The organism is candidate division KSB1 bacterium, from assembly GCA_034506255.1.
GTDB lineage: Bacteria > Zhuqueibacterota > Zhuqueibacteria > Zhuqueibacterales > Zhuqueibacteraceae > Coneutiohabitans > Coneutiohabitans thermophilus.
In genome coordinates, this window is the sequence record JAPDPX010000002.1 from 46,276 (window position 1) to 69,232 (window position 22,957).

The 22,957-nt window shown below is 59.7% G+C and carries 17 protein-coding genes; 11 read left to right on the forward strand and 6 right to left on the reverse strand.

Annotated features, from left to right (window positions below; translation table 11 throughout):
* Positions 1-31: 31 nt before the first annotated feature.
* From ONB52_03835 to ONB52_03875, 9 genes are all read left to right on the forward strand, one after another.
* Positions 32-589 (forward strand): DUF3341 domain-containing protein, encoded by a 558-nt coding sequence (locus ONB52_03835; protein MDZ7415274.1) that lies wholly within the window; start codon positions 32-34, stop codon positions 587-589.
* Between the two features lie 51 nt (positions 590-640).
* On the forward strand, positions 641-1,237 hold the full coding sequence (locus ONB52_03840; protein ID MDZ7415275.1) for a cytochrome c: 597 nt from the start codon (positions 641-643) through the stop codon (positions 1,235-1,237).
* Entirely contained in the window at positions 1,234-2,418 is a 1,185-nt protein-coding gene (locus ONB52_03845) for a hypothetical protein (protein ID MDZ7415276.1), read from the forward strand. Before ONB52_03840 ends, ONB52_03845 begins: the two co-directional genes overlap by 4 nt.
* Positions 2,419-2,476: 58 nt before the next feature.
* Entirely contained in the window at positions 2,477-2,911 is a 435-nt protein-coding gene (locus ONB52_03850; protein ID MDZ7415277.1) for a hypothetical protein, read from the forward strand.
* Positions 2,908-3,768 carry an SCO family protein gene (locus tag ONB52_03855; GenBank protein MDZ7415278.1) on the forward strand — a complete coding sequence of 287 codons (861 nt, stop codon included), beginning with the start codon at positions 2,908-2,910 and terminating at the stop codon, positions 3,766-3,768. Before ONB52_03850 ends, ONB52_03855 begins: the two co-directional genes overlap by 4 nt.
* Before the next feature lie 66 nt (positions 3,769-3,834).
* Entirely contained in the window at positions 3,835-4,764 is a 930-nt protein-coding gene (gene coxB / locus ONB52_03860) for a cytochrome c oxidase subunit II (protein ID MDZ7415279.1), read from the forward strand.
* Between the two features lie 236 nt (positions 4,765-5,000).
* Entirely contained in the window at positions 5,001-6,677 is a 1,677-nt protein-coding gene (ctaD, locus tag ONB52_03865; protein MDZ7415280.1) for a cytochrome c oxidase subunit I, read from the forward strand.
* On the forward strand, positions 6,670-7,317 hold the full coding sequence (locus ONB52_03870; GenBank protein MDZ7415281.1) for a cytochrome c oxidase subunit 3 family protein: 648 nt from the start codon (positions 6,670-6,672) through the stop codon (positions 7,315-7,317). The genes ctaD and ONB52_03870 overlap by 8 nt, the downstream gene beginning before the upstream one ends.
* Positions 7,317-7,625: a cytochrome C oxidase subunit IV family protein gene (locus ONB52_03875; protein ID MDZ7415282.1), complete on the forward strand. Its 309-nt coding sequence runs from the start codon at positions 7,317-7,319 to the stop codon at positions 7,623-7,625. Before ONB52_03870 ends, ONB52_03875 begins: the two co-directional genes overlap by 1 nt.
* A 234-nt stretch (positions 7,626-7,859) precedes the next feature.
* Here ONB52_03875 and ONB52_03880 read toward each other — a convergent pair whose 3' ends face one another.
* The 5 genes from ONB52_03880 to ONB52_03900 all read right to left on the reverse strand — a co-directional run bounded on the left by ONB52_03880 (position 7,860) and on the right by ONB52_03900 (position 19,597).
* A complete protein-coding gene (locus ONB52_03880; protein MDZ7415283.1) occupies positions 7,860-9,593 on the reverse strand; it encodes a fibronectin type III domain-containing protein in 1,734 nt (577 codons plus the stop codon).
* Between the two features lie 332 nt (positions 9,594-9,925).
* Complete coding sequence (locus tag ONB52_03885; GenBank protein ID MDZ7415284.1) at positions 9,926-16,045, reverse strand: DUF4038 domain-containing protein; 6,120 nt, start codon at positions 16,043-16,045, stop codon at positions 9,926-9,928.
* A 426-nt stretch (positions 16,046-16,471) separates the two neighbouring features.
* Complete coding sequence (locus ONB52_03890; protein ID MDZ7415285.1) at positions 16,472-17,344, reverse strand: DUF4384 domain-containing protein; 873 nt, start codon at positions 17,342-17,344, stop codon at positions 16,472-16,474.
* A 438-nt stretch (positions 17,345-17,782) separates the two neighbouring features.
* Complete coding sequence (gene meaB, locus ONB52_03895; GenBank protein MDZ7415286.1) at positions 17,783-18,730, reverse strand: methylmalonyl Co-A mutase-associated GTPase MeaB; 948 nt, start codon at positions 18,728-18,730, stop codon at positions 17,783-17,785.
* 33 nt (positions 18,731-18,763) lie between these two features.
* Positions 18,764-19,597, reverse strand: coding sequence for a glycosyltransferase family 2 protein (locus ONB52_03900; GenBank protein ID MDZ7415287.1), 834 nt, complete (start codon positions 19,595-19,597; stop codon positions 18,764-18,766).
* 261 nt (positions 19,598-19,858) lie between these two features.
* On the opposite strand from ONB52_03900, the gene ONB52_03905 reads away from it, so the two are divergent.
* Complete coding sequence (locus tag ONB52_03905; GenBank protein MDZ7415288.1) at positions 19,859-20,197, forward strand: hypothetical protein; 339 nt, start codon at positions 19,859-19,861, stop codon at positions 20,195-20,197.
* Positions 20,198-20,632: 435 nt separating this feature from the next.
* On the opposite strand, the gene ONB52_03910 is transcribed toward ONB52_03905, so the two are convergent.
* Complete coding sequence (locus ONB52_03910; GenBank protein ID MDZ7415289.1) at positions 20,633-21,844, reverse strand: glycosyltransferase family 9 protein; 1,212 nt, start codon at positions 21,842-21,844, stop codon at positions 20,633-20,635.
* A 168-nt stretch (positions 21,845-22,012) separates the two neighbouring features.
* Between ONB52_03910 and ONB52_03915 the strand changes: the two genes are divergently transcribed.
* Positions 22,013-22,951, forward strand: a complete 939-nt coding sequence (locus ONB52_03915) for a hypothetical protein (GenBank protein MDZ7415290.1) — start codon at positions 22,013-22,015, stop codon at positions 22,949-22,951.
* Positions 22,952-22,957 lie beyond the last annotated feature (6 nt).

Consider the following 22,957-nt stretch of genomic DNA (forward strand, 5'->3'; position numbering starts at 1 on the left):
GTTGCTTTACTCCAGAAGTGAATGTGAGCCTATGAACACCGGCACCCAATCAACCAACAACAGCGCGCTCTACGGTTTGCTGGCCGAGTTCGAGACGCCCGGCGCGCTGCTGGAAGCTGCCAGGCGCACGCATGCCGAGGGCTACCGCAAAATTGACGCCTACTCGCCGTTTCCGATCGAAGGCCTGGCCGAAGCGATTCATGTGCATCGCAACCGCCTGCCGCGCATCGTGTTGCTCGGCGGACTGGTGGGCTGCTTCGTCGGCTTCTTTTTTCAATACTACGCCGCGGTGATCGACTACCCGCTCAATGTCGGCGGCCGGCCCTTCAACAGTTGGCCCTCGTTCATCCCGATCACCTTCGAGACCACGATTTTGTTCGCCGCCTTTACCGCGGTGCTGGCAATGTTTGCGCTCAACGGCCTGCCCCAGCCTTATCACCCGGTATTCAATGTCGAGCGCTTCGAACACGCCTCGCGTGACCGCTTCTTTTTGTGCATCGAGGCCGGGGACCCCAAGTTCGATGCGTTAGCCACCCGCGCCTTTTTGGAGAGCCTGCAGCCCGAGGCGGTGCACGAAGTCGAGCCGTGAGGCCACTGTTGCGACACATTTGAAGCGAGTGATTAAAAACAACCGTATCGCATGATCTGCAAAAAGAACTCGTTTTGGCGCCCGGTCACCACACTTGCGCTGCTGATGCTGGCTGCGTTCCTCACCGGCTGCCGGCAGGATATGCACGATCAGCCCCGTCTGGAACCGCTGGAGGGCAGCACGGTTTTCGCGGATGGCCGCGCCTCGCGGCCCCAGGTGCCCGGCACCATTGCCCGCGGCCAGCTCCGCACCGATGCCGCGCTTCACACTGGCAAAGCCGGCAACCAGTTGGTGGATCGCCTGCCGGTGGCCCTCACGCCGGAACTGCTGGCGCGCGGACGGGAGCGTTACAACATCTTCTGTGCGCCCTGTCATTCCCGTGTCGGTGACGGCAATGGCATGATCGTGCAGCGTGGCATGCGCCGGCCCCCCTCGTTCCATATTCAGCGGCTGCGCGAAGCGCCAGTGGGATATTTTTTCGATGTGATCACCAATGGTTTTGGAACAATGTACAGCTATGCCGATCGTGTGCCGGTGAAGGATCGCTGGGCCATCGTGGCATACATTCGTGCCCTGCAACTGAGCCAAAATGCCACGCTTGACGACGTGCCGGCCGGCCAGCGCGCGCAGTTGGGAGTGACGCCATGAACCTTGCCGATACCCTGACGCCGGGTCTGGCGCGCTGGCAGCGAACCGCCCTGCTGGTCGGCGTGCCGGCGCTGGCACTGTGTGGCGTGGGTGCCACGCTCGGCACCACGCCGTTTTTTCAAGCATACCTGCTCGGTTATCTTTTCTGGCTCGGCCTCACCCTCGGCTGTTTTGCGCTGCTGGCGCTGCACCATCTGGTGGGAGGCGGCTGGGGCTTCTCGATTCAGCGTGTGCTCGAAGCCGGTTCCCGCACACTGCCGCTGATGATCGTGCTGGGCGTGCCGCTCGCCTTTGGCCTGCAGGAATTGTATGTGTGGGCGCGGCCCGAGGTGGTCAGCCATGACGCCATTTTGCAGCACAAAGCGCGCTATCTCAACGTCCCGTTCTTCACCGTCCGCACGCTCGTTTATTTTGCCCTGTGGGCGGTGCTCATCTTTTTTCTCAACCGCTGGTCGAAGCAGCAGGATCACAGCGGCGACCTGCTGCTCACCCGCCGGCTGCGGCAGGTGAGCGGGCCAAGCCTGGTGATCTACGTGCTCACGCTCACCTTCGCCTCGGTGGATTGGGTGATGTCGCTCGATCCTCATTGGTACTCCACCATCTACGGTGTGCTGTTCGTGGTGGGGCAGGGGCTGCTCACGTTGGCCTTCGCCATCGTGGTGGTGGCGCGCCTGGTGCGGCACCAACCGCTGGCCGAGGTGGTGGCGGCCAAGCATTTCCACGATCTCGGCAACCTGATGTTTGCCTTCGTGCTGCTGTGGGCCTATGTCTCGTTCTCGCAATTTCTCATCATCTGGTCCGGCAATCTGCCCGAGGAAATTCCGTGGTACCTGCACCGGCTGCACGGCGGCTGGCAGTGGCTCTCGCTGGCGCTCGTGGTTTTTCATTTCGCGCTGCCCTTCGTGTTGCTGCTGTCACGCAAAATGAAGCGGCGGGTTGAACTGCTGGTCAAAGTCGCGCTGGGGATGATCGTGATGCGTTTCGCGGATCTCTTCTGGCTGGTCGTACCGAGCCTTCGCTCCGAAGGCTTCGCCCTGCACTGGCTGGACCTGGCGGCGCCGGTCGGCATCGGCGGGCTGTGGCTGGCCTGGTTCGTCTGGCAGCTCAGGGATCGCCCCCTGTTGCCGTTGCACGATCCCCGCGTCGCAATCGCCTTCAGTCACAAGGACCATTCGCATTGAAAAACCCCGGCTCGCTGCTGCACCGCGGTGCCGGGTGTTTCATACAGAATCGAGTGGGATGATGCATACCAACCAGGACAATCATCGCGGTTACGAAGTCAGCGATGCCAATGCGCGTTCGCTGGCGCTTTCCGGCATAGGACTGTTCGCCATCATTCTCGCCGCGCTGGCGTTGATGTATGGCGCCCTGGTGTTCTTCGAGCGTCGGCACGAGAAGACGGCCGAGCCGCCCCATGTGCTGGCTGAAGCCCGGCAAATTCCGCCGGCGCCCCGGCTGCAAATCACGCCGGAGCGTGATCTGCAGGCGTTCCTTGCCGCGGAAGATTCCGTGTTGCACGGTTATGGCTGGGTCGCGCGGGAAGCCGGCATCGTGCGCATTCCGATCGACAGCGCCATGGCGTTGTTGCTCAGGCGCGGTCTGCCGGTGCGACCTGCAACCGCCGGGCTGGCAGCGCCGGCCGGGCCCCGCGCCGCGCAGGAGGAAAGGCCATGAACGCTCTGCTCACCCCCGTGTCCCGGTGGCCGGCGCTTCCGGGTTGGCTCGTGCTGGGCCTGCTGCTTGCCGGCACACCAGAGCTGTGCAGCCAGGGTTTGAATGCCGGCAACCAGCCGGAGATTCTCAAACGCATCGGCATCGACCAAAAGCTCGGTGATCAGGTGCCGTTGACGCTGCAGTTTTTCGATGAAAGCGGTGCCCAAGTGCCGCTGCAGCACTATTTCGGCGAAAAGCCCGCGATTCTCGCCCTCATTTATTACAATTGCCCGATGTTGTGCAACCTGGTGTTGAATGGCTTGAATCGCAGTCTCAAGGCGGTGTCGTTTGACGCCGGCGATCAATTCAACATCATCGTGGTGAGCTTTGATCCGCGCGAAACCTCGGCGCTGGCTGCGGAAAAAAAGAAGAATTATGTGCGGGACTACGGCCGGCCGGGCGCGGAACGCGGCTGGCATTTTCTCACCGGCGATTCCCTGGCGATCAAACAACTCACCGAAGCGGTGGGCTTCCGCCATGCCTTCGATCCGGTTTCGCAACAATATGCGCATGCCGGCGGCCTGATGATTTTGACGCCCGCAGGCCGGCTGGCGCGCTATTTTTACGGCGTCGATTATTCCAGCCGCGATCTGCGACTGAGCCTGATCGAAGCCTCGCAAAACGAGATTGGCTCACCGGTCGATCAAGTGCTGCTCTATTGTTTTCACTACGATCCCCGCACCGGCAAATACGGTCTGGTGATCATGAATGTGCTGCGTCTGGCGGGTGTGACCACGGTGGTCGTGCTGGCAGGTTTCGTGCTGACCATGTTGTGGCGCGACCGGCGCAACAAGCTGGCGGGCGTCAAAGCCGGGTAAACGCTGTCCGGAACGGCAGCCCGCTCCCCGGCTGATCATTTGGATGAGTAGAAATCGTACGGAATCATGGACAAAGGCTTTCAACTGTTCCCGGAACAGGCCACACGACTGGCAGCGGAAGTGGACTTGTTGTACTACTTTCTCGTTGGTCTCTCGGTGTTTTTCTCGCTGCTGGTTTTTTTCCTGATTTATGTGTTCGCCGTGCGCTATCGCCGCCGCTCGGAAGACGAAGCGCCGATGCAAATCCCCGGCTTGCTCAAACTCGAACTGGCCTGGTCGATCATTCCCTTTATCCTCACCGTGATCGTCTTCTGGTGGGGCGCGAGTCTTTACTTCAAGGCCTATTCCGCGCCGCCCGGGGATGCCATGGAGATTTATGTCGTCGGCAAGCAGTGGATGTGGTACATTCAGCATCCCAATGGCCAGCGCGAGATCAACCAGTTGCACGTGCCGGTCGGCCAGGCGGTCAAACTCACCATGACCACCGAGGATGTCATTCACAGTTTCTACATTCCGGCGTTTCGCATCAAGAAGGACGTGGTGCCGGGTCGCTATAGCCACTTGTGGTTCGAAGCCACCAAAACCGGCGTCTATCATCTCTTCTGTGCGGAATACTGCGGCACCAAGCATTCGGAGATGATCGGCAGCGTGGTGGTGATGGAACCGGCGCAATTCGAAAAGTGGCTGAGTGGCAGCGAAAGCGGTGAAACCCTGGCAGCTGCCGGCGAAAAGAAGTTCAACCAGCTTGGCTGCGGCACCTGCCATGCCAACGTTGCCGGCGCGCGCGGACCTTCGTTGGTGGGCCTGTACGGCGGGCAAGTGAAACTCGCCGATGGCCGTACGGTGGTGGCGGATGAAGCCTATATTCGCGAATCGATCTTGAATCCCGCCGCCAAGCTCACCGCTGGCTACAATCCGCTCATGCCCACGTTTCAGGGACAGATCAACGAGGCGGGTCTGCTGCAGATCACGGCCTATCTCAAAACGTTGAAATAGTGACTGTCGCAACGGCGCACGCCAGGCGATCGTTTCAAGAACGGCCCGGCCGTCGCCTCACAATGCCTGCCGTTTTTTGACACGCGACCTGCCGTGAACGCCGGCGCAGCCGGTGGGTGAAATTTTTTGGGACAGAGTCACTTGGCATTGCACAAGCAGGCGCTGGCAGAGTGCCTGCGCGTTTTGGCGTCGGCGCGTTCCCGCCCCGGCATCACCAATCTGAGAGAAGAACAACAATGGCTACTGCTGTTTTTCGACCGTTTGATCATCAAATCGCCGAGCCGCACGAGATACCCAAACGGCATTATCTCAATGCCGGCTTCAGTGCCAAATCCTGGCTGTTCACCGTCGATCACAAACGCATCGCGATTCTCTATCTGATCACGGTGACCCTGTTCTTTCTGCTCGGTGGGCTGTTCGCCGTGTTCGTGCGCCTGGAACTCATGACGCCGGCCGCCGACTTGATGCAGTCGGAAACCTACAACAAAATGTTCACGATGCACGGCATCATGATGGTGTTCTTTTTCCTGATCCCGGCGATCCCCGCCATCCTCGGCAACTTTTTGGTGCCGCTGATGATTGGCGCCAAAGATTTGGCCTTCCCGCGCATCAACCTGCTGAGCTGGTACATTTACATAATTGGCGGCTTGTTCACTTTTGCTGCCGTGCTCTTCGGCGGGGTGGACACCGGTTGGACGTTTTACACGCCCTACAGTAGCACGTATTCCAACACCAACGTCATTCTGGCGGCAGTTGGCATTTTCATCACCGGCTTTTCCTCGATTTTGACCGGCCTGAACTTCATCGTCACCATCCACAAAATGCGCGCGCCCGGCATGACCTGGTTCCGCATGCCGCTGTTCATCTGGGCGCATTATGCCACCAGTCTCATTCAAGTGCTGGGCACGCCGGTGGTGGCCATCACCATCGTGCTGGTCGGCTTGGAGCGTCTGTTTCACATCGGCATCTTCGATCCCGCGGTCGGCGGCGATCCGCTGCTGTTTCAGCATTTGTTTTGGTTCTACTCACACCCGGCGGTCTACATCATGGTGCTGCCCGCCATGGGCGTGATGAGCGAACTCGTCACTTGCTTCTCGCGCAAGAAAATCTTCGGATACGAATTCGTCGCCTTCTCCAGCTTGGCCATTGCGGTGATCAGTTTTCTGGTGTGGGGCCATCACATGTTCACTACCGGCCAGTCGATTTATGCCGGCATGGTGTTCTCGTTCCTGAGTTTTCTGGTGGCCATCCCTTCGGCCATCAAGGTGTTCAACTGGACCGCGACGCTGTACAAAGGCTCGGTGTCTTATCAAGCGCCGATGTTGTATGCGATCGGATTCATCGGATTGTTTACCATCGGCGGCCTGACCGGCATGTTTTTGTCGACGCTGGCGGTCGATGTGCACGTGCATGACACCTATTTTGTTGTCGCCCATTTTCACTACATCATGGTGGGCGGCACGATCATGGCCTATCTCGGCGGCCTGCATTTTTGGTGGCCGAAAATCACCGGCCGGCTCTATCCTGAGGGCTGGGCGCGTTTCGCAGCGCTGGTGGTGTTCGTCGGCTTCAACCTCACTTTCTTTCCGCAGTTCGTGCTCGGCTACCTCGGCATGCCGCGGCGCTATCATGTTTACCCCGAGGAGTTCCAGGTGTTGAACGTGATGTCGTCCGCGGGAGCGACGATTTTGGGCGTGGGTTACCTGATTCCGCTCATCTATTTCATCTGGTCGCTCAAGAGCGGCCCGCATGCCAGCGCCAACCCCTGGAGCGCCACCGGCCTGGAGTGGCAGACCACCTCGCCGCCGCCCACGCATAATTTTGACAAGACGCCGGAGGTGACGGAAGAGGCCTACGACTACGCGAAATTCGCCCGGGAGCACGCCAAAGAAGAGGAGGCCGCCCTTGTCTGAGCAGCATCATCCCGCGCTCGCCCATCACTTCGAAGACCTGGACCAGCAATTCGAAGCTGCCGGTCTGGGTATGTGGGCTTTCCTGATTCAGGAAATTCTGTTCTTCGGCGGTTTATTTGCCGCCTACCTGGTGTACCGCATGAGTTATCCGGAGGCCTTCATCCAGGGCAGCCATTATCTCGACATTACGCTGGGTGGCGTCAATACCGCCATTCTGATCTGCAGCAGTTTGACCATGGCGCTGGCAGTGTTCCACGGCCAGCAGGGCAACCGCCGGCAGTTGATTCTATTTTTGTTTCTCACCATCGTGCTGGGCGCGGCCTTTTTGGGAATCAAAGCAGTCGAATACACGCACAAGTATCACGAGCATCTCATCCCCGGCCCCTTGTTTCAACCGGCGGAAGCGCACCCGCCGCAGATGCAGATTTTCTTTGCCCTGTATTTTGCCATGACCGGCATGCATGCGCTGCACATGGTGATTGGCATCGGCATTCTCTTCTTCCTCATCTACCAAGCGCGGCAGGGCCGCTACTCCCGCGAGTACAATTCGCCCATTGAAATCTTCGGGCTGTACTGGCACTTCGTTGACATCGTCTGGATTTTCCTGTTCCCCTTACTTTATCTCATAGGTCGTCATTGATGGGTCCCCATCTCGTTCCCAAGCGTGTGTACTATGCAGTGTTCGCGGCGTTGATGGTTTTGACGGCCGTGACGGTGATCGTGGCTTTTATCGATCTCGGGCCGTTCAACAACCTGATCGCCATGAGCATCGCGGTCGCCAAAGCCACGCTGGTGGTGCTCTACTTTATGCACGTGCGCTACAGCAGCAAGCTCACCTGGGTTTTTGCCGGGGCCGGTTTCATTTGGTTGATCATTTTGTTCGTGTTCATGCTCAACGATTATCTCACGCGCGAAGCCTGGAGCAATTTGCTCACCGGCCAGCCGTAGCGCCACTCCGCGCGCCTGCTGCGCCGCCCTTCACCGGCGGGGGTGGCAGGGATCCGGGCACGGCATGATCACGATGAATCGCAGTTCTGCCTGCCGGCTTTCGTGTGCCGCGTGAAGATGACTCAAGCACTGTGCTGCAGCACACCAAAACCCGCATAAAAAGAAATCCCCCTGGCGGGGCAAAACCTCGGCAGGGGGATTTTTATTGCGGAGTCGAAGACTTGCCTGGCCCGCTCAGCGCGCCAGGATCATGCGGCGCGTGAACAACTCCCGGCGGCCGTTTTCCCCCTCAAAAAGAATGCGCAGGAAATACATGCCAGTGCTGGCCTGACCGGCAGTGGTGGTGCCATTCCAGTGCAGCGCATGCGTGCCCGTGTTCAGTTGGCCGTCAAACAGGCGCAACACCTCCTGACCATGCAGGTTGTAGATGACCGCCTGCGCATGGCCCGCCTCCGGCAGGTGCAACCACAGGCGGGTGTCGTGGCGGAAGGGGTTGGGGTGGTTGGGTGAGAGGGAAAACTGTTGCGGCACAGTTGCCCCCCCCTCTGCCAAAAGCGCGGGTGCGGCCGCCCCGCCGGGCCGGCGCACGTAGGTGATCTGGAAATCATCGACCTCGTTGTTCATCTCCTCGCCGCGCAGAAAGAAGCCGACATACCATTGCTCCGATTTGGGGAAATGCCGGACGGGATCATGCGCAGTGGCGGAGTAATTGCCGTTGATGTAGTAATCGAAATGGTTGCCGTCACTCTCCTGCCGGATCTTGATGGTGACAACATCCCCGGCGCCGGGATCGGACAGGCCGTACCAGCGCCCGAGATCGAGCCCGCCGACATATTCCCCGTTCTTGATGGTCCACAGCCAGACCTGGCCGTAACGATGCCAAATCCAATAGCCATTCGCATGCGGGCTGTCTTCGTCGACCATGAGCGCGAGCGCGCCCTCGCGTACACCCAGGGCCGTGACGTTTTTGCCCCAGCGGTAGGATACTTCGATGATCTCGCGGCCGGCGCCATTGCTCAACGCATTGTACACCGTGAGGTAGCGCCATGACTTCCAGGCCTCGGGCGTGTGATCCAGCTCGCCGTTGGTGATGGTCCAATATTGTGGCTCACGTGTCCAGTTGGGGCCGAGATCCGTGCGTTCGAAATCATCATGGACGGTGAGCGTATCCGGGGCATTGAGCGGGGTGGTGAAGGTGAAATCTGGCGAGGCCGCCGTGTTGCCGGCTGCATCCGATGCCAGGATGCGATAGTGATAAAGCGTGTTCGGCAGCAAATTCAGCAATTGCACTGTGTGCGCGGTGGCCAGCTCAGTGCTTGCGGTTGTGCTGCTGTCATAGGCGGGGGTGGCGCCGTATTCCACCCGCGTCACTGCCGGTTCATCGGTTTCCCACCGCAGCGCGATACTGGTTGGCGAGGTATGCAACAACTGCAGCCCGCTGATCGCGGGTGCAATGGCATCATACAGGGCCGGGCTTTCCTCCCCGCCCTTGCCACTGTCGCGAACGTGCGAGCCATCGACATATGATTCATAGCCGGCATGCCAGCCTTCAATGGGGCCCGGTGGCTTGTCAAAGACAAGCTCGGCGGCAAAGGGTGCCAGTCGGGCGGGCGTGGGTTCGGCCCGTTTGCCGCCCACGGAACCGTGCAGCAGATATTGCTTGTCGTGCTGCAGTCGCAGATAGGGATTGACGAGATAATCATCGCCGGCTTTGCCCTCCCCCAGGTCCACGCGCGCGGACACCTGTAACCGGCCGTCGGACAGTTCCCGCACGGTGAAAGAAATGATCGCCTCGTCGAAGCGATTGGCGCCGCCAGCCGCGTCGGAGCGCCATTCAAATGTGCCGAGAAGTTGTGAAACTGTGGGATGAGCGGGTTGCGCCGGCGCCGGTGCAGCGCCGCTGGGATTCAATGAAATGACCAGGGCGAGCAGCGCAGCCCGTCTCCCGTTGATGCCGTGCAGATTCATGGGGCCTCCTCGGGGAGACAGTGGCAGGTCAAGCAGTCAGCAACTGGACGACACGCCGCGGCACCGCCTCCGGTACCAACGGTTCGCACGAATGATGCCCGGAGCAGTAGCGGAAACGCAATGAGTTTCAGCGAGCGGGAGAAAAAGGTGGGGCCGTCCCTGGGAGGTGGGTCGCCATGCCGCGACAAGGTTTGCTGACGGAATCATGCAGAAAAATACAAACCGCCGTGACTGCCTGCAGAATTCGGGTGATGGGAAGCAGGCGCTGCTGCGGCGCGAGTGCACAGGCAGCGCCCGGGCGTGACGCTTGGGAGCGAGGAGTGCCCCGTCCTTCACTTCAAATACAGTATTCGCCTGGTCATTACTTCCCGGCTGTGGTTGGGAGAGGCATAAATCACGCGCAGCAGATAGATGCCACTGCTCAGATTGCCGCCGGCAGCATGCTTGCCGTTCCAACGCAGCAGGTGATAACCCGGCGGCAAATGGCCGTCATACAACCGCGTGATTTCCCGGCCGGCCAGATCGTAGATCACCACTTCGACCCGGCCCTGCTCCGGCAACGCCAGTGTGATCGCCGTTTCGTTGTGGAAGGGATTGGGATAGTTCTGCGCCAGCTCGAAGCATTCCGGCAAACCGAGGGTTGCAGCCGCGGTGGAAGGCTGGCATTTCATGCTCGACGCGCTGCCGGTATTGCTGCTCAGAAAGGCGGCATAACCGGCCGCCGGCGGTGCCAGCGCAAAAGTGTCGCTGGCCACGCCAAAGATCGGCGCGCCCCATTCGCCGGTGCGGGTGTTGAACCACTGGCCGCTGAGGGTGCCGCTGGCATCGGATAGATTGACGCGGAAGGGTTGTGCGTTCTCGACATACACGACGTATTCCACCCCCGGTTCACCGGCCAGCCAGCGCTCGTTCGCCAGTGCCTCGAAGCGGGTATAGCGCCACCAGTTGATGGCGTAGCGGCCGTTGTTGGTCCAAAAGGTCTTGAGAATCGCCAGGAAACGGGCGCCGGCAGAGTGAAGATTCTCCGGTGACATCAGCGCGTCGTGATGAAAGGTGGCTGTGTTGCCGTAGACCAGGAAGCCGCCCCGCAGCAGGATCTGCCAGGCATCCTTGCGCACCTCCTCTGCTGACTGATCGCCCTCGTAGCCGAATTCGGCATTGATCACCGGTTTGTTGTAGCGCCGGTCGGTGGTGATCCGGCCGGGATCGAAGAGCTGCTGGTAGATCACCGTCAGCCAGTCTGCCGTGCCGAAATCATCGGCATTGGTATCGATCGTATGGGTGGTGATGGGATGATGATAGGGATCATTGGCCGCGAGCAATTCGCCCAGGCGGGCAAACCCGCCCGGCACGGACGCTTCTTCATACTCACCCGCCAGAATCCAAATGAGATGGTAGGCGGCATAGCGGTTGATCAGATACTGCACGTAGCGATCGATTTGTGCCGTGGTGGCGAAGCGCTGCCAGCCCTCATTCGCCCAGGCGAACATCAGGCCTGCGGTCAGGCCCTTCTCATTCAGGTAGGCCAGCCGCCGGTCAAAGGCCTGCCAGTAGCCGGGATTGAGACGATCGACCTCGCGATTGATGAATGCCTGGCCGCCTTCGTTGAAATCATTGCTGTCGGGGCGCAGCGCATAAAGCTGGCCGTGCACATAATTGAAGCCCTGGGCCGCGCGCGCATCAACATAGGTTTTGAATTCCCCGGGCCAGGATACTTTCGCGCTCGCGAACGACCATTGCGTGTCGCCCATCAGGAAGAAGGGCTGGCCCTCCGCCGTTTCCAGGGTGTAGGGAAAGGTGGCGGACTGGCGCAGCGGGCCGTTGCAGCCGGCATGACTCGCGGGCAGACGGCCTTCACAGATCAACTTGCCGGTTTTGCCATGCAACCCGGAATCACTCGAGGCGGATGACCACAGCCATTCTCCCCAAGCCGGCGGCGAGAAACGCACACGATAAACGGTGCCGCCATCCCAGAAACCATTCACGCGCGAGGTCCTGCCCCGGGCGGCGCTGGTCGTGCCGGTGAACGTCACCGTGACAGACGGGCCATCGACATAGGGATTCGTGCCGACCTGCCTGGCATGCAATGTTATCTCGTGCACGCCATAGAGCGGCACGGAAGGCACGCTGGCCTCAAAGCCCTGCTGCGTGACGAGCAATTCCGGTTGGTGGTTCGGGGATTCCCGCGAATCAAAGGACACAAAATCCGGCCCCTGGCCGATCAGCGCAAAGTTGAAGGTGCCGTTGCCGCTGACGGCCGCGGTGACGTCGGCGTTGTGCCATGCCTTCTCCTGCACGAGGGGGATGCTGTCCAAAATGGCGCCGGAGACAATGGGCTTGGTGAGCCAGGTCACGTTTCTTTCCTTCCAGGCACCGTTCAGGACGCGCACCAGGTTGTTGCCAACGCCGGATTGACGGCCGTGCAGCCGCAAGGTGGCCGTGGCCACGGTTGAATCCAACCCCGTCACGGTGAAGCGCAGATAACATTCGCGGCCTCTGCCCGCGCCCAAATTCATCCAACCGTAATTGCCGTGGTTGCGATGAGTGCCGTACAAACCCGCGGTTTCGACGTAGGTGTCGGCTGCCGGTTTGAAAACATACCGGCCGCGCGTCATGGTGATGAAGGTTTGTCCGCTGCTGGTGAAGCGGTTGCCGGCGTTGTCTGTGGCGGTGATGCGGTAGTAATAGGTTTGATTGGGCCGCAAATCCGCCAGCGTGACACTGAAGCTGGAATCCGGCGGACCCAACACCGGTGTTTTTTGACCAAAAGCAGGTGTCGGGCCATATTCCACGAAGCAGACGGCTGCTTCATTGGTGGACCACGACAGCCGCACGCCGTTGGCATAACGCTCCCGAATCGTCACCGCGGAGATTTGTGGCGGGGTGGCATCCTCGGCGGGGAGATTGGCGGTGACGAGCAGGTTCGAATAAATCGGCCCGATCATCGCGCCATATTGATTGTTGTTGAAGCCGGTGACGAGATCGGTGGCCACAGTGAGATCGCGGCCGAGAAAAACGTAGCGCAACTGCATGGGTGCGGCATGGGTGTGCGCGGCTTGCAGCACGCCATCCCGATGGTAAGTCAGGCGGTTGCCCTCCCAGGTGACTTTGATGCGATGCGTCTGGTCTCGCGGCCAATCCTCCAGGATCGTGGTATTCTGCTCCTGTTGATCATAGGCCCACGACAGCATTTTCACGCCGGGAGCATAGCGCGTGCCGGTGTGGAAATCCCACACGGTCTCCTGATTCTCCACCGGGTGATGATTGCCCCAGGGATTGCGAAACATGCTGACGATATGATGGCGCGGGAAGGAATTCTGCTCTTTGGGGCTGAAATTGCGCAGCTCCAATTCCAGCGAACCGTTTTCCACATAGAAGCCGAGGTCATAGACAATCATGTCCGCCGCGCCAGTCACCTGCCAGCCGCCGCCGGCAACGAACTGCCCGCCGCTGCGGCTGCCGGCTGTGCGGCCGGTGAGGGAATCGGCCAGCAAAACCCGGACACGCCAGGCACTGCCAACTGTACGGAAGGTGGAATCACGACTCACCGCCAGATTACCGGCGGCATCACGCGACCGAACACGATAGTGATAGAGTGTGCCGGGATTCAAATTGGTGAGCGCGACTGCATGTGACGTCCGCAGGTTGGGATCGAGAGGTGACAGTGAGCCATAGGCCTCCGTCAGGCCATACTCCACCTGGGTGTCGCTGGCCTCGTTGGTCTGCCAGGTGAGCAGGGCACGATTGGTTTCCACCTCGGCCAGGTTGAGGTTGAAAATCTGCGGGGCGGTGGCATCGCCTTTGGCAAGCGTCTCGGCGGAATAGATGGCGAAATCATCCACCAGCCACTGGCCCTTCACCGGGGTGTTGTAGGCCGCCAGCTCGAAGGCAAACTCGTTGTCCAGCGTGTAGCCCGGCAATGCAAAGGCCTCGGCGTAGGCACGCTGCCAGACGATGCTGTCAAAGGAGTATTCGAAGGCAATGGAATCGGTGGTCGTGCGCAGCCGCAGATAGAACTCCCGGTCAAAGCGCACACCGCTGGTCACATCGATTCCTCCCGCAACCCCGGCTTTGTTCCACTGCACATGCAGTTTGTAAGGCTCGGCGCTGCTGTTGCGGTAATTGTAGAAACGGTACCAGTTGGCCTCGTTGTAGAAGCCATGCGGCGCGTTGAGATTGACGGTGGGCGACATGCCGAGCGCGCCGTCATTATTGGGTTGTATGACTTTCACCTGAATGATCTTGCTGCGGCCGACAAAGCGGTCGCGCGTGCAGAGCCAGCCGCTGCTTGAACCGCTGGAGCGCAACCGCAGAACTCCGCCCTCCACGGTCGTGGCATTACCAGGATGGGCGCCCACCTGCCATTTTGCCGTATTCAACGCGGCACTGTTGAAATCGTCCGCACACAACGGGCCGTCGGGCGTGGTGAAGGTGAAGTTCGCACTCACGCTGAGATTGCCGGCGCGATCGCGCGATTTGACGCGGCCGTGATAGGTTGTGGCCGGCACGAGATCCGCAAGTTCGATGGCATGCGCCGTCACCCATGCCGTCTCAAGTTGTGTGCTAAAGCCGTAGGCCGGCGAGCGGCCATATTCGACCTGGGAATCGCCGGCCTCATTCGTGTTCCATGAAATCAGCGCCGTCACCGGCGTCAGACCGCTTACCATCACGTTCGAAATGACCGGTGGGGTTTGATCGGGCGTGGTGAAAGTGAAATTGCCGCTGAGCGCCAGGTTGCCGGCCGCATCGCGGGATTTGACACGATAGTGGTATGTCACGCCCTCCTGCAAGCCGGTGAGGGTCAGACGATGTGCGGTGACCAGGTCCGTCAGCACCGGCGTGATGAAACCGTAGGCCGGGCTTGCACCGAATTCGACCTGCGAATCGCTTGCTTCATTCGTCTCCCAGCAGATTTGCGCGGAGGAGGAAGTGAGACTGTCGCTGCGCACGCTGGTGATCACCGGCGGAGTTTGATCCGGCGTGGCAAAGGTGAAATCCCCGCTCACACTCAGGTTGCCGGCCTGGTCGCGCGACTTGACCCGAAAGTGATAAAGTTTGCCCTCCTGTAAGCCGGGTAATTCAATCCGATGTGCGGTTGCGGCCGTTGCCGTCACCCGGGAAGAAAGACCGTAGCCTTCTGTCAAGCCATATTCCACCCGGGCATCACATGCTTCGTCCGTGTTCCAGGTGATGACGGCGCTGTTGCGCGTCAGCTCGCTGCTGCGCACTGCGAAAAGGACAGGCGACATGGTATCCGTCGCCGCCGGCCGACTCGAACCCAGCAAGAAATCATCGACGATCCAGTCGCCTTTGGAAGGCGTGCTGTAGGCTGCCAGCTCGAAGACGAACAGACTGTCCAGCGTGTAACCCGGCAAAGAGAAAACTTCCGCGTAAGCGGTCACCCAGGTTTGGGCGTCGAATGAATATTCAAAGAAAATCGAATCGGCTGCCGTGCGCAGGCGCAGATGGTAATCGCGTTCGAATTGGACGCCGGCGGCAACATCCCATCCGTCGGAAACGCCATTTTTGCTCCACTGCACATGCAGCCGGTAGGGCTCATTGCCGCGGTTGCGGTAATTGTAAAAACGATACCAATTCGGCTCGCTGTAACATCCGAAGCTGGCGCTGGGGGTGACGGTCGGCGACATGCCCAGGGCACCGTCGTCATTGGGCTGCACGACTTTGACCTGCACTATGCGGTCGCGGCCGGAGAATTTTTCGCGTGTGTAGATCCAGCCGCTTTTGCCGCTGGTCGAGCGCAGGCGCAGGCCGCCATTCACCACCGCCGACAGGTTGTGCGCGGGTACACCCAGTTGCCATTTGTCGGGATCAAGCGTGCTCCCGGTGAAATCATCGCTGTGCGTTGGAATGCTGGTGGTGAAAGTGTCGTCCGCACTGTAGGCGGCCACGCCCGCCGCATCCATGGAAATTACGCGAAAATGATAAGTGGTGCCTGGCGTCAATTCCGTTAGAATGATGGCATGGGCCGTTACCCGTGCCGTGTCGCGGGACGAGAACTGGCCGTATGCTGTCGTGCGACCGAACTCCACCCGGGAATCGCCGGGTTGATCCGTTTGCCATTTGATGGTGGCGGTGGTGGGTGAGAAATTGCCGCTGGCGACATTGAAGATGAGCAGGGGCACGCGATTCACCTGCCCCGCCTTGGCTTTCGCCCGGGGAGTAACCTCCAATGGTTGTTCGAAATCCCCTTCTGAAGCCAGTGCCGGAGTTTCCTCTGCCACGGCACCCGCGCCCTTTGTCAGGCTTGTTGCGCCGCGCGCAGCACCGGTGTCATGCTTCTCGACCAGCGCAAATGCGTGGGCGCTGCCCTCGCCGGAGGGGAGCAACATTCCCGGGGACAGGCCGGGGAGGTTGGTCGCCGTAGCGAAGTTGTAAAAGACGAGCAGCGACATCGTCCCAAGACCAGGTGCGTGCAGACGGGAATCTTTCATGATGCCATTCCCTTTGTGAAAAAGGCTCAACTCGAATGTTCCTCGCTTGTAGAAATGGATTTCCTGCGCTCCCCCGAACACTTCATTGAAAACCCCGGAAAAACGGCACCGGCAGCGAGAATATCGCCAGCGGCGGCGCGGTTGGAGGCTCTTGACCAGCACTTGGTCTAAAAACAAAAATCCGCCATCCCAATATGGAGCCCAGGCGCGCAGAGGTTTCAAATTGAGAAGGCGGATTGATGTAAGCAAAGCCGTCAATCGCAGGGAGCTGTGAAGCCTCACCTACCCGATGACGGTCCCACAGTAGAGGATTTTTTCGAAATTGTCAAGGTGAGATTTCGGACCGGCTCCCGTCGCGACCAGCACAATTCCGTTGTCCAGTCCTTGTGAGTTGCAAGGGTAATTCAGGCAAAAGGACTGCGCCTGTCAGTTGCGCTCACGGCTTTTGGCGTTGCGCTGCCTGTCCGTTGCACGGCCGGTAGGCGGCGGCGTCTTCTGTTTTCCTGGCGTTAAGAAATCCGGACGAGAGAGCTTTGCAGGAACGCTGACGGTATCACGGGGTTTGCTGCGCAACTCTGGCACAGGTTGGTGTTGTGGTTCGAACGCGTTCACACCCGCGCTGCCCGGGGACCGGCCAAACAAAGGTGGCGTCAATGCAGGCTGCTTTGCTCTTGCTGAAAAAGCGCGGGATGGTTGCCCAGCCTGCACCGGGCGGGTTGAATCGCCAGTCTCCTGCGCCAAACCGGGCGGCAAACCAAAGGGAATCGCGGCGACCGCGAATGCCGGCCGTGCGGAGATGCCCAGTCGGTATTGCATGTCCGCTTCCAAATCTGCGATCACCCGTTGCGGATCCGGCGCTGTACCTGTCAAATTGCCCCTGCCGGAGGACAAACCCTGTGCACGCAAGGCCTGCTCCACCCAGGGGACGATATGCGTCGCGCGTGCCGTGAAAATGGCGCCCACATAGGCGTTGCCGGCCATGCTTTCATACTGCAGGCGCACATCCTCCGCCAATTCCTGCAGCCGGTAGCTCCGGCCGGCCTCCAGCGCCCGCCAGCAGTGATGGGGTTTGGGATAGAGAATTTCGAAGCCGCCGGTGGAAGTGACTTGATACAACGTCAGGTAGCCGCGGCTGCTGGTGCGAATGGTCAAATCGATTTCACCCCCGCCCGCAGGTTCGGCTGCCGGCCGCGGTTGTGCGGTGATTTCCACCTGCGCCGCGTTGCGGGATTGCGCGCCTGCGCCGAGCCAGCCGGTCAGCACCGCGGCAAGGGTGAAGGTCAGCATGCTTCGGTTCACTTTTTCAAACTCCAGGAGAACTTCAACATGACAACATAAGCGGAAGACAGCCTCTATGATCTGAAGTTGATTGGTTCAGAGATGCCGGCCTGTACGTGCTGTCTTCCGCTGCATGCCACACGATGGGCGGTTGATATTGCGGTGTAATATCACCAACCCATTCACCGACATGCAAGGCACATGCCATGCGCCAACTTTCCTGGCATTTTCGTTACCGCGGTCAAACCCGGAATCCCGCTTTTGCCGGCGCACACCACTCCGGGCAACTAGTCACTGATTTTCAAGACCTAAGCACCGGGACAGCGAACGCTGTTTCGCTTTGGTCAAGAGCTCGGGTTGACCATGCAGTTTTACCGCGGATTGCTGCACTCCCTTTGCCATCCCCGTCTGTGGTGATCCTACTCAATCATTGGCAAGCCGCTTGCCATGTGCGAGTCATCATTTTCTGGCTGCGGCGTTTTGCATGAGCAGGTCCACCACTTCGTAGGGCGAGAGGCCGTTTTCGTGAAAATTGCGCAAATGATCCTGCAAAAGCTGCTCGGCACGGGCATCCCAAAACTCCTGCTGCAAGCGGCGTATGACCAATTCGCGAATCATGATTTCGCGGCGGTGGCGGCGCTTGACATGAAGCTGGCCCTGCCGCTCGAGGAACTCACGATGCGCGGTCACTTGTTGCCAAATTTCCTCCAGCCCCCTGCCTTCCGAGGCCGTGGCCGCCACCACCGGTGGCTGCCAGGGTGCGGGCGGACGCAGATGCAAAATCGTCTGCAGCTCGTGCAGTGCGCGTGCGGCGCCGGCGCGATCCGATTTGTTCATCACAAAAATATCGGCGATTTCCATCAGACCGGCTTTCATGGCCTGCACGGCATCGCCACTCTCCGGCACCAGCACCACGATTACGGTGTCCGCGGTTTCGACGATATCCAGCTCCGACTGGCCGACCCCGACGGTTTCGTAGATGACGAAGTCCTTGCCGAAGGCGTCCAGCACATCGCCGGCTTCCTGCGCCTTTTGTGAGAGACCGCCGAGCGAGCCGCGGGTGGCCATGCTGCGGATAAACACTCCGGGATCGACGCTGATATCGGCCATGCGCACACGATCGCCGAGCAGGGCGCCGCCGGTAAACGGGCTGGAGGGATCCACCGCCACGATGCCGACGGTGAAGTTCTGGCGGCGCAGCAGCTTGGTGAGTTCATCCACGATGGTGGATTTACCGGCGCCCGGCGGGCCGGTGATGCCCAGGCGATAGGCTTTGCCGACGCGGCCGTAGACCGCGTGCAGCAGCTCCGCCACCCCCGGCGTTTCGTTCTCCACCGCTGAAATGACCTTGGCCAGCGCCCGGCGTGAGCCGGCAAAGAATGATTCGAGCAGAACAGAAGGCTGCATGCGTGTTGGATTCCAGCTTGGTTGTGCCGTGTTTCAGCGCACGGCCGCATTTTTTTCCAGTTCCCACAACTTGGCGTATTTCGTGAAGACATACGCACTCGACAGGCAGGCGAGGATGAAACCGGGCAGGCCGTCGAGAAAACCGGTTTTGAACACATACATGCGCAAAAACATCCATGGCGGCCGGAACAACAAATCCCACCAATGGAAGCGCCGGCCGCTTTGCTGCAGCTCTTCGGCGGCCAGGGAGGTGTAGCGGTTGAATTTCTCGAAGTAATGCCGCAGGTCGCGATCAGTGTAGTGCAGGAGATGGTTCTGCAACCGGCCGATCCTGCCGCGGACTTCCACGCCCTCGTGAATGCGGCGATGGTTGAAGTCCGCCAGCTCGCGGCGGAACAGTCGCACAACATGGCCGGGATACCAGCCGCCGTGCATTATCCAGCGGCCCAGGAAGTTCGCCAGGCGCGGCAGCTCGTAGGCGGCACACGCCGGCGTGCCGGAGAGCAGGGCGCAAATTTCCTCGCGCAGTTCCACCGGCACACGCTCATCGGCGTCAACCCACAGCACCCATTCGCCATGGCACTGTTCCAGTGCAAACTGCCTGGCCGCGGCATAGCCCTGCCATTTGCGCACGAAAACCTTGTTGGTAAATTTGTGCGCCAGGGCGGCGGTGTTGTCCTCGCTCTCGGCATCCACCACGATGATCTCCTGCACCCAATGCAATGAAGCCAGACATTCCTGAATGTTGCCGGCCTCGTTTTTGGTGATCACCAGGGCCGAGAGGCGAATGCGGTCTTCGCCGAGTGTGATCGGCAACAACCGGCTGGCGGGTTCAGCCGTGATCGTTTCCGCTGGGGGTGTGCTCATGCGGTCGGTAAAAACGGATCACTGACTTCGAGTCCTGTTGGAATGCCGTGGCAATGGCCTGGTTGCAGCCGCAGCAATTTCGCAAAAGTTGGCACCTTCTGACACGGGGGCATTTCAACATCCCATGCCAGGGCCGTGGCGCGGACTGCCAGCCCGATGCTGTCAACTTTTTCGAAGCGATAAAATCCAAAAGCCAGGACACACAAGGACGCGGAGCCGCGGGGGCTTCGCAAAGGGTAACCGTTCCGCCACGGTTTGACCGTGGCTTTATTCTGCGATCCTGCCGATGCGCTCTGCAGGGATGCCACGACCAAGCCGTGGCAGATCAAAAAGCGGACAGAACTGTCACCACGAAGGTTATCGAACCACGCAACCCGCCAAGAGCACGAGGGAAAATTTTACGGCCATGATGAACTTTGTGGTGATGAGGCTCGTGTGTGGCAATTCCTGCAGAAAAATTCTTTGCCTCGCGGCGACTTTGTGTTTGTTTTTGTCCACGCATTTTATCGCTTCAAAAATGCCGGCAACATTGGCCTTCCAGCATGCCGGCAGACAACATTTTTCCGCTGTGTTTCCTCTGAGAATAACTTTTGTGCCTGAATTTTGTACCCAGATTGATCTCCTCTGCGAAAAACGCCGCTTTGATCGCGACGGCCAACCACCCAAGCGGGGTACATAAAAAATTTTGCAGGCCAACGTGCTGTTAACTCCAGTAAAGCTGCACTTCACACACGCCATTTCTTCCGGGCAACAGCAAACCGGCATGCAAAATTCAGGTATTGCAAACCCCGTCAGGGGTAAAAAATGTATAGAACGGAAACATGCTCCACCCAGAAACCCTGTAAGGGTGAAATGTTAATCGGGCTGGTCCGCATGTCACCTCTGACGGGGTTGGGGTGTTCTGGCATGGGCGTGTTTATAAGCATTTCACGCCTTTGGCGTTGAGCGATTTGCCATCCACGTGTAGATCAATGTCCGGGTGCAGCTCGTCGTGCGGGCCACTCAGTCCAATCGCTCAGTTTAGGTTTATGTTCGTCACAGGGCGGGCGGTACACCCTGACTGACCGGCCGGCGCGCAGGCATGTGGCGGGCGAGCTGGCGCCGCGCTTCGTGCACCCCCGCCACAATCCACTCCGGCTGGAATTCCGTCACGCAAATCGGGCCGTGTGGCAGATCGCAGGCTTTTTTCCAGCACGGCGCACAGGGCAACTCGCGGATGATCTTGACGCCACGGTCGTAGAGATCAATTTCCGCCGCACAGGACAATCCAAACCAGGCTACTACATGCTTTTTCAGTCCGATCGCGAGATGCATCCCCAAACTGTCGCCGCTCACCACGATGTCCGCGAGATTCTCCAGCACGATGCCCTGGCGCAGGCCGAGGGTCGTGGGCGTGGGCAAGGCCAGGCCGTCGCACAACGCGGCGAGGCGTTGATTGCGTTCGGTATCTTCCCGGCCCCCCAGCAAAATGATCCTGGCGCGCGGCAATTCGGTCGCAAGTTGCCGGATCGCTGCCGCCTGGGTTTCGAGTTCCAGTTTCTTTAATGGAAAAAGTGTCGAACAGCCGGTGTTGAAGCCGATGACCAGCTCAGCCTCCTGCAGCCCCAGTTCCCGGCGCCAGCGTGCGGTGGCGGCCTGTTCCTCGGCCGTCAAGTGCAGAACATATTCGTCACGGCGATACTCGAGCTCCCACGTCTGCGCCAGGATGTCGTTGCCGGTGCGCCGGTTCTCACGGAATTTGAAATGATCGTCGATGCCCAGGCGGTAACTGTACTCGGCGCCGGCATTGAGCGGCACGATGGCACCGTTTTCATTCAACCCGAAGCCGCGCTTGCCGGCCGCCTGCACCAGATTCATGAAAGCCGCGGCCGGCCGGCTTTTGTCGGCATTCAGGGCGATCTCGAAACGCTGCTGCAGCAGCACCATGCGGTTCTCCTCATTCCACTCGACGAGATGATCGATGAAAGGATTGTGTTGCAGCAGCGGCACGGCATTCGGCCGGGTGATCCAGGTTATGTGGCAGTCCGGGTAAGCGCGCTTGAGGGCGGGCAACTGCGCGGTGGTGGCCAGCACGGTGCCGAGTGCATCGAGATTTACGATTAAAATCCGCGTGCCCATGGCGATACGGTCCTGGCAGCCGGCGCACAATTTGTAAGGGACACACGGTTTGTAGCCGGAAAACAGGCGGCAATCCGGTATGATCGCCGGGCTGGAATAGCAGGGACTCGAAGACACGTTGGAGGTCATGCGAAAAACTTACGGCATCACGGTCTGAAGTGCAAGCGGAAATTCGCCGTCGTGCGCCGCGATTTTCCGCTTGAATGCCAGCAGAGATTTTTTGACCTTGCGCCAAGCGGTTGTGCGTTGGGATTCATTCAGAGTTGCTGCCATTGCATCAATCAAAGGAGAAATCTCTTGCAACCCACCGGAAAGATGCTCCGTGCGTGCGCAAATGCGATACTGCTGGCGGCAGCCGCCCTCGCTTTCGGCCAGGAGACGGCAGGCTTCAGCGCCGGCACGGTGCTGGTCATCACACACGGCATTACGGCGAACGGCGTGGTCACGCGCGCGTGGCATGCGGCGATTCGCGGCCGGCATGATCCCGAGTTGCTGCCGCAGGTTCTCGCCGGCAAGCCAAAATGGTCGCAAGCAGAAGCGGACTGGGCGAATCTGATTCACCGCCGGGCGGTGGCCTGGCCCGCGATGATCGATTCGTTGCGCATTCCCTTCGTGAACCTCCCGCCGCCTGGTACGATTGCAATTCTGCTGGGCAATCGCGGCGGCGAAGATGCTTTTCTCTTCGCCGATTCGATCATCTGCTTCGACTTGCACAAGCTGCAGCGTCAGTACGGCCCGGCCACGGCTGCCGCCAATCACGACAAGATCGACAGATTGTTCGCGCATGAATTTACCCATGTTTTGCACAAAGCCTGGCGCCGGCAGAAAGGCTTGATCCTGCAATCGCCGTTCGAGGCGGCCTTGTGGGAATGCCTCACTGAGGGGTTGGGCAACTATCGTTCGCTTTCCAGCAAATGGCTGAGTGCAGGAGGGGAATTGACGCCGCATGCGCAGGAAGTGCTGGCCCGGCTGCAACCCATTTTGGTCGAGCGCTTGGCGGCATTGGCGCAGGCGAGGCCGGAGGAATCCGGCGCGCTCATGAAGGGCCTTTCCAGCGGGCCCTTTGATCAGAAGTGGGGCGCATTACCGGTGGCGCTTTGGCTCGCTCAGGAAGCCCGGGGAGATGAACGCAATCTGCGCCAGTGGGTGGAGGCGGGGCCGCCGGGCGTTCTGCAGCTCGCGCAAAAATATCTTCCGGCCTCTCTCAAAAAAAAGATGCCGGCGAACAGTCGGTAGAAAATT

What these genes read in the sequence shown, in the direction of transcription:
- ONB52_03835 (MDZ7415274.1), top strand. Translation starts at nt 32, where the DNA reads ATGAACACCGGCACCCAATCAACCAACAACAGCGCGCTCTACGGTTTG.
- ONB52_03840 (MDZ7415275.1), top strand. Translation starts at nt 641, where the DNA reads ATGATCTGCAAAAAGAACTCGTTTTGGCGCCCGGTCACCACACTTGCG.
- ONB52_03845 (MDZ7415276.1), top strand. Translation starts at nt 1,234, where the DNA reads ATGAACCTTGCCGATACCCTGACGCCGGGTCTGGCGCGCTGGCAGCGA.
- ONB52_03850 (MDZ7415277.1), top strand. Translation starts at nt 2,477, where the DNA reads ATGATGCATACCAACCAGGACAATCATCGCGGTTACGAAGTCAGCGAT.
- ONB52_03855 (MDZ7415278.1), top strand. Translation starts at nt 2,908, where the DNA reads ATGAACGCTCTGCTCACCCCCGTGTCCCGGTGGCCGGCGCTTCCGGGT.
- coxB (MDZ7415279.1), top strand. Translation starts at nt 3,835, where the DNA reads ATGGACAAAGGCTTTCAACTGTTCCCGGAACAGGCCACACGACTGGCA.
- ctaD (MDZ7415280.1), top strand. Translation starts at nt 5,001, where the DNA reads ATGGCTACTGCTGTTTTTCGACCGTTTGATCATCAAATCGCCGAGCCG.
- ONB52_03875 (MDZ7415282.1), top strand. Translation starts at nt 7,317, where the DNA reads ATGGGTCCCCATCTCGTTCCCAAGCGTGTGTACTATGCAGTGTTCGCG.
- ONB52_03880 (MDZ7415283.1), bottom strand. Translation starts at nt 9,593, where the DNA reads ATGAATCTGCACGGCATCAACGGGAGACGGGCTGCGCTGCTCGCCCTG.
- ONB52_03885 (MDZ7415284.1), bottom strand. Translation starts at nt 16,045, where the DNA reads ATGAAAGATTCCCGTCTGCACGCACCTGGTCTTGGGACGATGTCGCTG.
- meaB (MDZ7415286.1), bottom strand. Translation starts at nt 18,730, where the DNA reads ATGCAGCCTTCTGTTCTGCTCGAATCATTCTTTGCCGGCTCACGCCGG.
- ONB52_03900 (MDZ7415287.1), bottom strand. Translation starts at nt 19,597, where the DNA reads ATGAGCACACCCCCAGCGGAAACGATCACGGCTGAACCCGCCAGCCGG.
- ONB52_03910 (MDZ7415289.1), bottom strand. Translation starts at nt 21,844, where the DNA reads ATGACCTCCAACGTGTCTTCGAGTCCCTGCTATTCCAGCCCGGCGATC.